Consider the following 14281-nt stretch of genomic DNA (forward strand, 5'->3'; position numbering starts at 1 on the left):
GACCGCGCAGGCAGTTGGAATACCTTCTGGGCAGCTCGTATCCCTTCCTAACATCACTGCTGAGTTGGCTGCCTTGAAGGCGGGGCGCGTGCAAGGCATTATTGTGGACCGAGTATCCGCGCTTGGAGCGCTTGCCGCCGAAGCGGGAGGTGAGCTCGAGCTGGCAGACCCCTTTAAGATTCCTGTGGTCGGCGGCAAGCCAGCGGTCAATTTAAGCGCTTTCGTGTTCCGCCTTGACGACAGTGATCTCACGGCGTCCTTCAATAAGGGCTTGGCCGAGTTCAAGAAGCAGCCAGGATACCTCGACATTCTCCGGAAATATCACATGGGGGAGAAGGAAATGCCCGCTGACGATGTAAAATCCGCGGATCTGTGTCGCAGTTGAGACCGCAGCGCTATTATCCCGCGCCAACCGGACAACGGTTGGCTCGCAAGAGCCTCCGTTGTTCTTGAGCTTCTTCGGATTAGCACTATGTCCAAGGTGATTGATTTCTACGCAGAATGGGCTCCCCTGATGCTAGGTGGTGTTCTCAATACGTTGAAGCTGTTCTTTGCAACATTCTTCTTAATCGTAATCTGCTCGATCATTGTCGGATGTGCGCGTCTATCACGATCGGTTACGCTCCGCGCTGTCGCAACTGCGTACGTTGAGTTCTTTCGTGGTGTTTCGTCACTGGTGGTAATGTTTTGGATGTATTATGCGTTGCCGTTTCTTGGAGTGAGCTTATCGGCTTGGACGGTCGCTGTACTCTCACTCGTGCTGGTACATTCGGCTTTTTGCTCCGAATATGTGCGAAGCACAGTGTTGGCTATCCCTCGCAGCCAACACGAGGCGGCACAAGCACTGAGTATGAACGCCTATCAGCGCTACCGGTATGTCTTGCTGCCGCAGGCTCTGGCGGCGATGCTGCCGCTCTTCAACAACGAGATTGTCTTTCTTCTTAAAGGTACGTCCGTTGCGTCTCTAGTGACCATCCCTGAGGTTACGTCTGTTGGTTATTCGATTGTTACCCGCACTTATCAGGGAACGCTCGTGTTTGGCTTGATCCTGGTCATCTATTTCGTCCTTGCCCAGGCACTTACGCTCATTGCGCGAGAGGTTGAAGTGTATCTCACGAGATGGCGTTCTCCGCACGAGTTGGTTCGTGCAGAACGTCGGCGCTTATCGATCCGGTCGCTACTGCAACGCCGGGTGATGCAATCATGAACAGCGGATGGTTCGATTTTGCGCTTGCAGCGGAAATTTTGCCAATCTTGGCGGCAGCAACGGGATTGACCGTTTGCATGGCCCTTGCCGCATTCATTCTCGCGATGCTCCTCGGACTCCCGTTGTGCCTACTTCGGCGGGCGAAAGTGCCGGCCGTCGCACGCGCCACGGGGTTTTTTATAGAGTTTATCCGAAGCACCCCGCTTTTGGTGCAGGTCTATTTTATCTACTTCGCGCTGCCCAACGTTGGCATTGTCCTCAGTCCGCTAACGACCGGCATCCTGGCGATGACGCTCCATTACGGTTGTTATCTGTCCGAAGTCTATCGATCGGGATTGGATGCCGTTCCAAGCGGGCAGTGGGATGTGTCCACTGCACTCGGCTTTCCTCGATTCGCTTTCTATCGTTGGATCATCTTACCTCAAGTTGTTCCGCGGATCATCGCGCCGGCCGGAGGATTCATCGTCTACATGATTAAGGAGACGCCGCTTTTGTCTGCGATAGGTACGGTAGAGTTGATGTATGTAGCGAAGGATATCGGGCAGGAGCGGTTTCAGTACCTTGAGCCGATCACAATCGTAGGAGTTATCTTCTTGATAACGAGCCTCGTTGCGGCCGTTGCTGTTCGGTCCATCGAGGCTGCTTATGGCCGTGCTTGGCTCGGAAAGGAGCGCTTCAATGGCTGATATCGAAGCGAATCCCTTCATTTCATTCCGTTCGGTCTGTAAGTCCTATGGCGGGCTCCATGTGCTGAAGAATCTTGATCTGACAATTCGCCAGCACGAGCACGTAGTTCTCATAGGACCGAGCGGTTCAGGGAAATCGACTATCCTTCGAGTCTTGATGACCCTGGAGTCTATACAAAAAGGAAATGTGCTGGTCGGCGACGGTCACCTTTGGCGCGACACTGGCGATGGAGCCTCGATGCCACCTCCTCGAGAGTTAAATGCTATTCGTCGAAAGATCGGTATGGTATTTCAAAGCTTCAACCTATTCCCTCACATGACTGTGTTGAGGAATGTCGCAGAAGCGCCTGTGCGCGTGCTCAAAATATCTCGAGCAGAGGCAAACGAACGCGCTCGCAAATTGCTGTTGAGTGTGGGTCTGGCTGAAAAAGAAGACTGCTATCCGATACAGCTTTCGGGGGGGCAGCAGCAGCGTGTTGCTATTGCACGATGCCTAGCGATGCGGCCAGAGATTCTGCTTTTTGATGAGGTTACTTCAGCACTCGATCCGGAGACCGTTAGCGAAGTCCTCAATGTGATCCGCAGCCTCGCAAGCGAGCACAAGTTCACTATTTTGATGGTTACACATCAGATGGATGTGGCCAGAGAGATCGGTAATCGAGTGGTATTCCTCGAGCGGGGTAGGATAATTGAGGAAGGAAGCCCAAACCAAGTGTTGGACAATCCGCGGAACGACCGCACGCGCTCGTTCCTTCGGGCCGTGCTTCAAGCCTAGTCCGTGGGTGGATAGCAACAGCCGACTCCGAAGGAGCAAGCAATTCGACAGCATGGAGAAACATAGGGAGGGAAGGACTTGGACCTCATTCGTGTGCGAACGATAGAAGACAGCGTTGGCGCGTCGTCCAGGGCTAAGATGGCGGGCGTGTTTACCAGGCTCGCGATCAACGAGCGCTCCAAAAATGCATCCACGCAGAATGATCCCTGCTGCAATTGCTCTAAGCTTAGCTTCTTCGCGTTACAGTAATACGATCATAAAGAGAAGCATGGACCACAGGGGAGAGTTGTCGGACCAGCAATGAGTGCCGCCAAGCAAATGAGAGGACGAGCGGTAATGAGCAAAGATCGAAGTGGCGAAATGTGCGTATCGAGGCGTCTCGCTCGGATAGAGCTCGTTAGTTGGAGAAGAATAACCAGATGACTGGATGATCTGACCTAAGAGCATGTGCTTTGGAGACTAACACGTGCAATGCCAGAATCATGAAATCTGCTCGCAGGCTGGCCCTGGTCAGATGCTCTATGACACACAGTCGGTAGGCGCCGTCGTGCTAGGAACGGTTGAACGTTTGCAGTCATATCAGGGAGGAGCTCGGACATGACAGGTCGAGTTACCGGTATCACACCTTATCCCTTTGCAACGCAGCCGATTGAACCAAACCAACGCATGGAACCTGATAGAATCGATGCGCGCCTCTTGGATCTCGTGCAACGCAATAACCGGATGAGCAGCGAGGAACTCGGTGCGAAAGTAGGGCTGTCCGCATCCGGAGTGCAGCGTCGACTAAAGCGCCTACGTTCAGAGGGCGTGATCGAAGCAGATGTTTCGATCGTTTCACCGAAGGCCATTGGACGAAACGTGACCATGTTGATGCTGATTACGTTCGAGCGGACTCGGGCCGACATTGTTGATCGTTTCAAGCGGGCAATCTGTAGGATGCCTGAGGTGATGAGCGGTTTCTACGTTACTGGCCCGGCGGACTTCGTCCTACTTATCACAGCAAATGATATGGAAGACTATGAGAAATTTACTCGTAGTCTTGTACGAGACAATCCTGACATCGAGCGCTTTGAGACCATGGTCGTTTTAGACCGCGTCAAAGCGGGATTCACTTTGCCAATGGCATCAATGGCTCGCTGGTAATATCTTTAGGCGACAAGATGACTGCGTGCCGCTATCCATCTGCAGGATTCGGCGATACGCACCGAGATGCCGGACCACACATTCGCCTTAGTGGCTGCCTTCGAAGCGACAAGCTACTATCGGGGACCAATGCGGCCGAAGGTTCGGTCATCTGTAAGCGCCAAGGTGACCACACATAGCGCGGTTGATTGATATCTGAGAGTCTTCGGCATTGATGAATGCCGGAGAGATCTGATGATGGCAATTTCTATAAGTAGCCCTATGCCTGATGACGGAAATTGTCAGGTGATCGAGCATCTGGAGGCGCGACCTCTTCGGGCTCGGCGCCGGAGGAGACGCTTGTTCCGGGAGCCAATGTTTTCGGCGATTGCGTGTGTTGGTTGGCGGCGCCGAGCGCTGGCAGCGAGGACTTCGACAGGGAGCGGGGCGGGAGACGCCGATCGGCCGATGACGTTCGAGCGCGTTGCGACGGTGAGCCGCGCCTTGGTGGAAATAGGTGGTATTGTGCGCCGGAAGCGCTGTCGAGCCTGATCATCTCGCCAGCGCGGTTCGCAGGGCATGATCCCGTCGGACGTTGAAGTTAATGTTGCCAGCACGCCGGTTGACTTCCGCGACGGACCTGTGTCGCTGATGGCCCTGGTGCGGGATGGCGGCGTTGATCCGTTCAACGGGGCGCATCGTTGGGAAGCTCTGCAAGGGTCGAAGCCCATGCGCTGATCCTCGCCTTGGCGACAGAGCGGGCGGCGATCGAGGCCGAGCACAGCCGCATCGCCTCCGAGATTGCAACACTAACCGCGGCCAACGCCGATCTTGCCGCGGTCACCCAGACGGCCGACGCGCGGATCGTGGAGCTCACGGCGATCGTGAACAGTAAGCGGCAAAGAGACCCCGTCTGGCGGAGTGGGTGAGCGATCGGCTATCGGCTGCTGAGTTTGTGAGCCGATGCTTCTCGGCGCATGAGCGGCAATCACAAGCACACCACCGTGCCGGAGCACATGGCCTCGAGCCACCGTCGCTACGCCGGTTGGACCATCGCGCGCATCCGCCAGGACGCCGCCGCGATCGGCCCGGCGACCAGCGCGTTGTGCGACCTCATTCTCGACGAGCGCTCACACCCCGAGCAGGGGTTCCGCGCCTGCCTCGGCATTCTGCGGCTCGCCGCGTCCTACGGGCGTGAGCGCCTCGACGCCGCGGCCGCCCGGGCAATCGACATCGGCGCGCGCACCTACGGCTCGGTCAAGTCGATCCTCGCCAACAACCTCGATCGGCGTCCTGCTCCCCAGCGCTCCGCGGACGATACGCCGATCCTGCATGCCAACATCCGCGGACCGCGCTACTACAATTAGGAGATGATCCCTTGCTCACCCATCCAACCTTCGACAGGCTCAATGCGCTCGGCCTGCACGGCATGGCCAAGGCCTTCGTCGACATCGAGGCCACTGGCGAGGCCAATAGCCTCGGTCACGCCGAATGGCTCGCGCTGCTGCTCGAACGCGAAGCCTCGCTGCGCCATGACAAGCGGCTCGCAACCCGCCTGCGCCTCGCCAAGCTGCGCCAGCGGGCGTGCGTCGAGGACGTCGACTACCGCACCCCGCGCGGCTCGACCGCGCGCTGTTCGCCAGCCTCGTCGAGGGCCGCTGGATCGACGACCACACCAACCTGCTGATCTGCGGTCCGGCCGGCGTCGGCAAGAGCTGGCTCGCTTCGGCGCTCGGCCACAAGGCCTGCCGCGACAATCGCTCCGTCCTCTACCAGCGTGTCCCGCGCCTGTTCGACGACCTGGCGCTCGCCCGCGGCGACGGCCGCCATCCGCGCCTGCTGCGCGCCCCTCGGCCGCGTCGATCTGCTCATCCTCGACGATTGGGGCCTCGCCCCGCTCGATGCCGGCGCCCGCCACGACCTCCTGGAGATCCTCGAGGACCGTTACGGCCGCCGTTCAACCCTCGTCACCAGCCAGCTCCCGGTCGACCAATGGCACGCGCTGATCGGCGATCCCACCTACGCCGACGCCGTCCTCGATCGCCTCGTCCACAACGCCCATCGGCTCGACCTCGAAGGCGAGAGCCTGCGCCGAACCCGGCCATCCGCCCGAAAGCTCTGAGCCCGTGACGCTGTGGGCATGCCGCTGCGCTTGGACAACGCCACGGCGTTGCCCACATGCCCACAGCAACCGCAACAGAAGAAAGCAGAGGCTCAAGCCGCGATTCCAGATTGACCGCGCGGCTTCGCCAATGCCACAGAACTGACCGGCCAGAACGCCTCGCCCCCGGGCGAGATCAAATCGCAAAGGTGGGCGACATCGTCTCGGAATCTCCGGGCGACTTCAAATCGGTACACCCGGGCGACTTCGTCGGAATCCGCAAGCCCCTACGCCGACGCCTTCCTCGATCGCCTCGTCCACAACACCCATCGGCTCGACCTCGAAGGCGAGTGCCTGCGCCGAACCCGGCCATCTGCCCGAAAGCCCTGAGCCTGTGACGCCGTGGACATGCCGCTGCGCTTGGACAACGCCACGGCGTTGCGCGCATGCCCACAGCAACCGCAATAGAAGAAAGCAGAGCCTCAAGCCGCGATTCCAGATTGACCGCGCGGCTTCGCCAATGCCACAGAACTGACCGGCCAGAACGCCTCGCCCCCGGGCGAGATCAAATCGCAAACGTGGGCGATATCGTCTCGGAAGCTCCGGGCGACTTCAAATCGGTACACCCGGGCGACTTCGTCGAAATCCGCACCGCGGCAAGCCGCTCGGGGGGCGATGATAACTTAGAAATTCTTGGTGTCAGAGGTATGTATGAGTCCCTGGCAAATAAATCACCAGGAGATTCTCTGACGTCGAACATCATCCGCTACGTGGGGCACCTACACGCTTACCCCGAAGCCGAGCTTGCCCAGACTGCTCCTTAACCTTCGACCCGAGCAGCAGCCGGTCGTTGCTAACTGGCAAACTGGCAAACTGTTCACGTCTGCGGTGATCAGCGGGTGGTGGGAGCCCATGTTTGGATGCAGGTTACAGCGGCTAGCCCAGCATGCTACTGACTCAGGCTCTTCCGCATAGAAATCGACGCCTGAGCGCAGTGGACTCGCGAGAGGGTACCTTATTGCGCCTCAATGAAACAAGTTGAGCGCTTCCTTCTTTTTGCGCAACGGGATGTCGCCTATCGGCCTTCGCCCCGCGTTTTACGAAATAATACCTGTTCAGAAGGTCAACTGCTCAATCGTTGATATGCCGCCCGTAATCGGTCTGCGCCGGGACTTGCCGCGGCTGACGTGGCTCGCCAGCTGAAAAATGCGCACACTGCGCCGTCTCAGCAACGCGGGAGGCGTGCGATGGAATGGTTCTGTGGACTGGATGTCGGCATGGACGAGAGCGCGATTTGCGTGGTCGACGACAAGGGCGCGGTGGCGCTGCAGACGACCGCCGTAACCGATCCGGAGGCGATCAAGGCGGCGCTCAGACCGTATCTCGCCCGGCTGCGGCGGCTCGGCCATGAGGCGGGGTCGCTGTCGCCCTGGCTGCATCCTGAGCTGCTCAAACTGGGCTTGCCGGCGGTGTGTCTAGAGACCCTGCACGTCCGCGCGGCGCTCAACGCGCAGCGCAACAAGACCGACAAAACCGACGCGCTCGGTATCGCCCACATCATGCGGACCGGCTGGTTCCGCAAGGCTCATATCAAGAGCGAAGCCTGCTACCGGCTGCGGCTATTGTTGACCCACCGGCGCAATCTGAAGCGCAAGTTTTTGGACCTCGAGAACGCGATCCGTCACTCGCTGAAGGCGTTTGGCATCCGCCTGAACCGGGTCGGGCGGGGCGGTTTTGCGCAAGCGGTGCGCGACGCGGTGGCACAAGATGCGCTGGTCAGCGAGCTGATCGACGCCATGCTGAACGCGCGCGCGGCGCTCTGGAAAGAGTATTGCCGGCTGCACAATCTGGTGGTGAAGCTGGTCGCCGGCCACGCGTTGTGCCGGCGCTTCATGCAGATTCCCGGCGTCGGCCCGATCGCGGCGCTGAGCTTCATGACCGCGATTGACGATCCTTCCCGGTTTAGGCGCTCGCGCGACGTTGCCGCCTATTTTGGCCTGACCTCGCGACGCTGGCAGTCCGGCGCCTCGATCGACATCCAGGGCCGGATCAGCAAGGCCGGCGACGCCGATGTGCGCCGCACATTGTATGAGGCGGCGAGCGCGCTTCTGACCCGCTACAAGAAGAAAGACAAGGTCAGGAGCTGGGGTCTGGCGCTCGCCAAACGCACCTCGCACCGCAAGGCAACCGTCGCGGTGGCACGCAAGCTCGCCGTGATCATGCACGCGATGTGGGTCGATGGCACGTTCTACTGCGGCGATCCGGACGCCGCCAAGGCGGACGTCAGCGCACGCGCCGCCGTCAAGGAACGCAGGCTGCTCGCGACCCTCGCGTGAGGTCGCAGGGCCGGATTTGGGAGACCGATTGAGCTGATGAACGCGACGTTTTGAACACGGAGCTCCGCGACGAGCGGACGAGACCTGGTGCAGATCCACGACGACGGAACGCACGTTATCTTGCTTGTGGCCACGCCCCTTGCGGTGCGATTGGACCACGCGCGAATGCCTGTGATGTGGCTCCGTCCAACCGATGGAAAGATGCGCCGCGACGGCTTGCGCGCTGCCTTGCTGCAGCGAAATGATGCCGTCGATGAGCGCGGAAACCTGCACGGCGCACCGGGACTCTCACGCTCGACGAGGCTGCGTGGCGTCGATGCAAGGACCTTGTCACAGCAGAGAGAGGAAGCGACAATGGGCGAGAGCAAACAACCGAGACGCCCGATTAAACCTGCAGGATAAAACCTCAATTGCCCCGGGACAGCAGACCCCGCGCGATCACTTGCGCCTGGATCTCGGCTGCACCCTCGAAGATCGAGAGGATCCGACTGTCGCACAGGATGCGGCTGATCGGATATTCCAAAGCATAGCCATTGCCGCCGTGGATCTGCAGAGCGCAGTCCGCATTCGCGAAAGCAACTCTAGCGGCGAGTAGCTTCGCCATGCCAGCTTCAATATCGCAGCGGCGACCGGCATCCTTCTGGCGGGCAGCGAAATAAGAGAGTTGCCGAGCCATCATAGTTTCCGTGGCCATCAAGGCCAGCTTGGCGTGTACGCGCGGGAAGTCGACGATCGGCTTGCCGAACTGGGCACGCTCTTGTGCATATCGCAGACCGAGTTCGAGCGCGTTCTGCGCTACGCCAAGCGCCCGAGCGGCGGTTTGGATGCGCGCACTCTCGAAGGTCTCCATCAGTTGCTTGAATCCTTGTCCTTCAACACCGCCGAGCAGGTTGGTTACCGGCACTTCGAAGCCATCGAATGAAATCTCGTATTCCTTCATGCCACGATAGCCAAGTACCGGTATTTCGGTGCCGCTCAAGCCCTTAACGGGAAACGGATTTGATTCCGTTCCGCGTGGCTTCGGCGCCAGTAACATGGAGAGACCACGATAGCCGTCGGCAGTAGAACTAGTTCGGACTAGGAGCGTCATCAGATCAGAGCGCGAGCCGTGAGTTATCCAGGTCTTGGCGCCAAACACTCTGTATATATCGCCGTCGCGCATTGCGCGCGTTCGTAGGCTGCCAAGATCGGATCCGGTATCGGGCTCGGTGAAAACAGCAGTTGGGAGGATCTCACCGGTCGCGATTTTGTGCAGAAACTTTTCCTTTTGGGCGTCGGTGCCGCCAATGCGGATCAGCTCTGCGGCAATTTCCGAGCGCGTGCCGAGTGAACCGACGCCAAGATAACCGCGACTAAGCGCTTCTGAGACGATGCACATCGCGAGTTTGCCGAGCCCGAGCCCGCCGAACTCTTCTGGAACGGTCATGCCAAACACGCCCATGTCAGCAAGCTTGTGAACCAAAGCTAGGGGAATTAGCTCGTCATTACCGTGCCATTCCTCGGCGTGAGGTGCAACTTCTGCCGCGGCGAAGCGAAAAAACTGCTCTCGCGTCGCTTCAAGCAAGTCGTCATTTAACGCAAGTTCGCCGAACCGGCCTTCCGTGAGTTCGGCCAAGAGAGTCCTGCGTGCCATCTCGAGTGCCGAACGATCCGACAATGCCACGAGTGCGGATCCAGATATAAAGCGGGCGACGTCGTCGTGCGCCAAACCCATGTCGGTCGGCCGAATGATTTCCATCTGGCTCATAGCGATGCCACCGGCTAGTTGCGCGCCGTATTCTGCAAACCCAAGATGAAGGATGCTGGCTTCGGCAGCGCCGAGCTTATCTTCAGCCTGCAACGTGTGCGCCCACGTAAGAGATTGGCGAAGTACTTCGATATAAGTCGCTTGCCACGACAAGCCGTGTACCGCGTATTGATGCGCTTTGAGCAACATGGCATCGGGCCGACCGTCATTGGCCACCATCTGACGCACGGCGCTCAAGGTAGAGTCATGCAGACGATCAGCGGCATTAAGCAAGGCAGAACAACGAGATAGAAGCGATAGGCGGTCCTTGAGCAGTGCCATAGTTATCTCGCTGAGTCGTCTCAATTCTTTTGATTTTCAGGGCCTGCGACGGTGCCGGCATCGTAGAGCTTGCCAATCTCAGAAGCGGAAATGCCAAGCACGTCGGCCAACACTCGCTCAGTGTCCTGTCCCAGGATTGGCGCTGGCTGCAGCGGGAGGCGCTCGCTACCGACAACGTTGAGCGGGCTTCCTGGAGCGAGGATATTGCCGGCACCGGGCTGATAGATCCATCCGAACATTGGGTTCTTCTCGGAGCAGCGATTGTCTTCCGAGAACAATTGCCCAAAATCCTGATAAGGCCCCCACAATACTCCGTTGTCGTCGAACGCGGTACGGATCTCCGCGAGCGTTCGCTTCGCGCACCAATTCTCCAATAGGGCGAAGATTGCGCCGCGGGCCTCGAACCGTCCGCCCTCCGAGTTTAGATTGACGTCCAACATCGGGCCGATCATGGCGAATTTATCGGTGAGGCCCGTTGCATTGCCGATCGCGTGCCACTGTCGATTAGAGATGGCGACGATCATAACGTGGCGTCCATCCTTTGTGGCAAAGTCGCGACCTAGCGCTCCATACAGGTCGTTGCCTAACGGCGGCCGAACGGTACCATTCACCTGCACATCTGCTAGGTAACCAAGATTGCCAACGGTCGCAAGCATGACATCCGACAGCGCGAGCGTGAGCTTCCGTCCTTGACCATCTCTCCGGCGGGCGCGCTCCGCGGCCAATAAACCGGTCGAAAGATAGAGCCCCGCAGCTATATCCCACGCGGGAAGAACGTGATTGATTGGGTCAGAGTTCACGCCCGTGGCGATCGGAAAACCAGACGCGCAGTTCACAGTGTAATCGACTGCACCAGAGCCGTCGTAGTTTCCGGTCAGATGCAGCATAATCAAGTCCCTGCGATGCTTCGACAATTGTTGGTGACTCATCCAGCCGCTGGCCGGCAGATTGGTCAACAAGATGCCATTATCCTCTCCAGGCTGGGTAATGAGCGCACGAGCGATCTCCTGTCCCTTAGGCTTGTCTAAGGCGAGTGCAATAGAGCGCTTGCCACGATTGAGGCTCGACCAGTAGAGGCTGCTGCCGCAAGGTGCCAGCGGCCAGCGACGATAGTCGATGTTGCCGCCGATTGGGTCGATGCGGATGACATCCGCGCCGAGCTGAGCGAGTGTCATGCCGCCTAACGGTGCGGCGACGAAGGCGGAGACTTCAATGACGCGAAGTCCATTCAAGATGCCAGTGATCATGCTGCCTCGCTTTGTCCTGCATCGTCGAAGCTGAGCGAGAAGGCACGTTTAACGACCTCGCGTTGATCGTCGTCGTGATAGCCGTGAAAGCTGCCCGCAGGCGAAGCGGATTCCGGTCGGCCCACATAAGTGAAGGTTGGTTGTATGCAGCCGGCATCTTTGGCGGCAGCTTCGAGCCGCCGGTCAAGCCAGGTCCAGGCGCCCATATTTTGCGGCTCTTCCTGAACCCATGCGAGCCGTGCCTCGGGCCAGCATTTGAGTAGCCCGCGGATCTGCTCAAGTGGCAGCGGGTAAAGGCATTCGAGGCGTAGAATTGCGACGTTGGATGCGCCGCGCGCTGAATGCTCTTCTTCTAAGTCATATGCTATCTTACCCGAGCACATCAGGACAGCATCGATGGTGCCGTCAGGAATGGTGCTGACAATAGGCCTAAACGTGCTGCCCGGCAGAAAATCCGGCAGTGGCGAAACCGCGCTGGGATGACGCAGTAGCTTCTTTGCGCCCATAACGATCAATGGACAATTGTACAAGCCCAACCCCTGCTCTCGTAGAAGATGAAAATAGTTTGCGGGGGTCGACGGATTGACGATTCGGACGTTGTTGTTGGCTGCAAGCTGAAGGTAGCGCTCAAGACGCGCTGAGGAATGCTCCGGCCCCTGGCCTTCGAGGCCATGTGGGAGCAACATCACCAGGCGCGACGTGATGTACCATTTAGCTTCGCCGGCTGTGATAAACTGATCGATGATAATTTGTGCTCCATTAGCGAAGTCGCCGAACTGTGCTTCCCAGACGACCAATGTATCACTGCGTTCTAGGCTGTAACCATACTCGAAGCCGAGAACTGCATATTCCGACAAAGGGCTGTTGAAAGCCTCGAACGTGGCTTGTGCCGAGGAGACGTGAGCGAGTCCGATATGCTTTGCGCCACTCTTGAAATCGGCGAGCGAAAAATGTCGTTGCGAGAAGGCTCCACGCACCACATCCTGCCCGGATAACCGCACTGGAACCCCCTGAAGCAACAGGCTGCCGAAGGCCAAGCTCTCAGCCGATGGCCACGAGATACCTGTCCCATCGATCACCCTTTGCCGCAATACGCGGCTCAGACGCGGGTGCACCGTCATGAATTCCGGTGGCTCTGCTAACTCGTTGGCTAAGGCCACGAGTGCATCGGCGGCAACGCCCGTGTGGCTTCGACGCGGAGCCGGAAGCGGCGAAAAACTGCCTTCGTTCCAGCAATATCCCGCGGATTCGTCGTAACCTGACTGCAGCCGCACACGCGCGGCCTCGCGCAAGGCTGCGACGTCAGCCTGCGTTACGCTTCCGGCCTCGACCAACTGATCAGCAAACGCTTGGGCTATCGGTGGATGCTCTGTGATACGCGCATAAAGTGCAGGTTGCGTAAAGGTCGGTTCGTCAATTTCGTTATGTCCATTGCGGCGGTAGCAGACGAGATCGACGACGGCGTCGCAGCCTTGCGCTTGACGCCAAGCCACAGCAATGTCTGCGGCCCTCGCGACAGCAGCGGGGTCGTCGCCATTCACGTGTAGGATCGCGGCGTCCACGGCTTTCCATGGCCCAGTACAATGGCGTGATGTACGTGCATCATGTTGTTCTGTTGTGAAACCGATCTGATTATTTATGATCAGATGAATCGTACCGCCCACAGTGTAGCCGGCTGGGTCGCCCAGCTGAATGCATTCGGCGACGACTCCCTGACCTACTACCGCACCATCGGTATGAATGATGATGGGCAGGATCGTCCTGCGATCGCCTGCTATGTCCTGCGCAGCACGTGCACGGCCGAGAACTAGCGGATCGACAGCCTCCAGATGAGAGGGGTTCGCAAGCAAGCTAACGGAAATGGTGCGACCGTCCAGTGATAATGCCGTCTCGTAACCAAGATGATAGGGAACATCGCCTGGGCAAGGTGTGTCGGCAGGAAAGGGGGGCGCGCCTCGCACTTCAGCGACCATCCGGGCAAAGGAGCGGCCTAGCACGTTGTACACCAACGATAACCGGCCACGATGCATCGTACCGATAATCGCACGAGTGACCCCTTCGGCGGCAGCGCGTGTTAAGACACGGCGCAGTAGCGGCACGATTGCTTCAGCGCCTTCGGCGCCAAATCGCTTCTTGGTAGGAAACTTTTTGGCGAGAAAAGACTCGAACTCTTCCGCGGCGATGAGTCCGGCGAGCAATTTGCGCGGGGTTTCTGGTGTCGGCAGGCCAATGCCGGTCTCCACAATCGCGCGCAACCAGGCCCGCCGCGCGTCATTGTCGATATGCGCTGATTCCGCCGCAAGAGTGCCAGCGTACAGTCTCTGCAGTTGCTCAGCCATGTCCGAGCGAGGGACTAGCGGATCTAGTTGCGCGTACAAATGACCGCGATCACGCCACCTTGTGTCTTGCAGCAATCTATCGTTGGACCCGCGGGCATCTCCTAGGATTTCAAACAGAAAGCGCCAGCCGGCTTCGACCGAGCGCGGATCGGCATCAAAGGCACGCTGCATCGCGTCGAGATATTCATAGCTGATACTCGAAAGTGGCGATGGTAGCATGGCAAGCCTCTGCAATCGTTGAGTGCTGTAATTCGCGTTCGCACGACGATATGGAGCACAGCAGCTGCGACCTATACGCCAATTCCGATAAGAGCTATAACTGGAACGTTGATTGGCTGGAGCTCGGTATTGCCTTGGACCTGCTTGAGATCCGATACTTCCTCGAAACCGCAGCCGTCGG

At 58.6% G+C, this 14281-nt stretch carries 9 protein-coding genes and 3 pseudogenes; 9 read left to right on the forward strand and 3 right to left on the reverse strand.

Annotation, left to right across the window (positions count from 1 at the left end):
• The 9 genes and pseudogenes from FBZ93_RS40015 to FBZ93_RS40060 form a co-directional block, all read left to right on the forward strand.
• Positions 1 to 385 (forward strand): annotated as a pseudogene (locus tag FBZ93_RS40015) (transporter substrate-binding domain-containing protein); the annotation flags it as partial.
• A gap of 87 nt (positions 386 to 472) precedes the next feature.
• Positions 473 to 1207: an amino acid ABC transporter permease gene (locus FBZ93_RS40020; RefSeq protein ID WP_146993183.1), complete on the forward strand. Its 735-nt coding sequence runs from the start codon at positions 473 to 475 to the stop codon at positions 1205 to 1207.
• Positions 1204 to 1893, forward strand: coding sequence for an ectoine/hydroxyectoine ABC transporter permease subunit EhuD (gene ehuD, locus FBZ93_RS40025; protein ID WP_146993184.1), 690 nt, complete (start codon positions 1204 to 1206; stop codon positions 1891 to 1893). The genes FBZ93_RS40020 and ehuD overlap by 4 nt, the downstream gene beginning before the upstream one ends.
• A complete protein-coding gene (gene ehuA, locus FBZ93_RS40030; protein ID WP_146993185.1) occupies positions 1886 to 2668 on the forward strand; it encodes an ectoine/hydroxyectoine ABC transporter ATP-binding protein EhuA in 783 nt (260 codons plus the stop codon). Before ehuD ends, ehuA begins: the two co-directional genes overlap by 8 nt.
• A gap of 666 nt (positions 2669 to 3334) precedes the next feature.
• Positions 3335 to 3811 carry an Lrp/AsnC family transcriptional regulator gene (locus FBZ93_RS40035; protein ID WP_146993190.1) on the forward strand — a complete coding sequence of 159 codons (477 nt, stop codon included), beginning with the start codon at positions 3335 to 3337 and terminating at the stop codon, positions 3809 to 3811.
• 680 nt (positions 3812 to 4491) lie between these two features.
• Entirely contained in the window at positions 4492 to 4719 is a 228-nt protein-coding gene (locus tag FBZ93_RS40040) for a hypothetical protein (protein ID WP_146993186.1), read from the forward strand.
• Between the two features lie 36 nt (positions 4720 to 4755).
• Positions 4756 to 5157, forward strand: a pseudogene (locus FBZ93_RS40045) (IS21 family transposase); the annotation flags it as partial.
• An 11-nt stretch (positions 5158 to 5168) separates the two neighbouring features.
• Positions 5169 to 5912: pseudogene (gene istB / locus FBZ93_RS40050) on the forward strand (IS21-like element helper ATPase IstB).
• 1226 nt (positions 5913 to 7138) lie between these two features.
• Positions 7139 to 8227 carry an IS110 family transposase gene (locus FBZ93_RS40060; RefSeq protein WP_146993187.1) on the forward strand — a complete coding sequence of 363 codons (1089 nt, stop codon included), beginning with the start codon at positions 7139 to 7141 and terminating at the stop codon, positions 8225 to 8227.
• 406 nt (positions 8228 to 8633) lie between these two features.
• On the opposite strand, the gene FBZ93_RS40070 is transcribed toward FBZ93_RS40060, so the two are convergent.
• The 3 genes from FBZ93_RS40070 to FBZ93_RS40080 are packed head-to-tail and all read right to left on the reverse strand — an operon-like array spanning position 8634 to position 14100.
• Positions 8634 to 10295 (reverse strand): acyl-CoA dehydrogenase family protein, encoded by a 1662-nt coding sequence (locus FBZ93_RS40070; RefSeq protein ID WP_146993188.1) that lies wholly within the window; start codon positions 10293 to 10295, stop codon positions 8634 to 8636.
• A gap of 20 nt (positions 10296 to 10315) precedes the next feature.
• Complete coding sequence (locus tag FBZ93_RS40075) at positions 10316 to 11542, reverse strand: CoA transferase (RefSeq protein WP_208764136.1); 1227 nt, start codon at positions 11540 to 11542, stop codon at positions 10316 to 10318.
• Complete coding sequence (locus FBZ93_RS40080; RefSeq protein ID WP_146993189.1) at positions 11539 to 14100, reverse strand: 2-oxoglutarate dehydrogenase E1 component; 2562 nt, start codon at positions 14098 to 14100, stop codon at positions 11539 to 11541. Before FBZ93_RS40080 ends, FBZ93_RS40075 begins: the two co-directional genes overlap by 4 nt.
• Positions 14101 to 14281: the final 181 nt, after the last annotated feature.

Source organism: Bradyrhizobium macuxiense (genome assembly GCF_007993935.1).
Taxonomy (GTDB): domain Bacteria; phylum Pseudomonadota; class Alphaproteobacteria; order Rhizobiales; family Xanthobacteraceae; genus Bradyrhizobium; species Bradyrhizobium macuxiense_A.

Coding starts and splice junctions, on each gene's coding strand:
- FBZ93_RS40020 (WP_146993183.1), top strand. CDS start 473: ATGTCCAAGGTGATTGATTTCTACGCAGAATGGGCTCCCCTGATGCTA.
- ehuD (WP_146993184.1), top strand. CDS start 1,204: ATGAACAGCGGATGGTTCGATTTTGCGCTTGCAGCGGAAATTTTGCCA.
- ehuA (WP_146993185.1), top strand. CDS start 1,886: ATGGCTGATATCGAAGCGAATCCCTTCATTTCATTCCGTTCGGTCTGT.
- FBZ93_RS40035 (WP_146993190.1), top strand. CDS start 3,335: ATGGAACCTGATAGAATCGATGCGCGCCTCTTGGATCTCGTGCAACGC.
- FBZ93_RS40060 (WP_146993187.1), top strand. CDS start 7,139: ATGGAATGGTTCTGTGGACTGGATGTCGGCATGGACGAGAGCGCGATT.
- FBZ93_RS40070 (WP_146993188.1), bottom strand. CDS start 10,295: ATGGCACTGCTCAAGGACCGCCTATCGCTTCTATCTCGTTGTTCTGCC.
- FBZ93_RS40075 (WP_208764136.1), bottom strand. CDS start 11,542: ATGATCACTGGCATCTTGAATGGACTTCGCGTCATTGAAGTCTCCGCC.
- FBZ93_RS40080 (WP_146993189.1), bottom strand. CDS start 14,100: ATGCTACCATCGCCACTTTCGAGTATCAGCTATGAATATCTCGACGCG.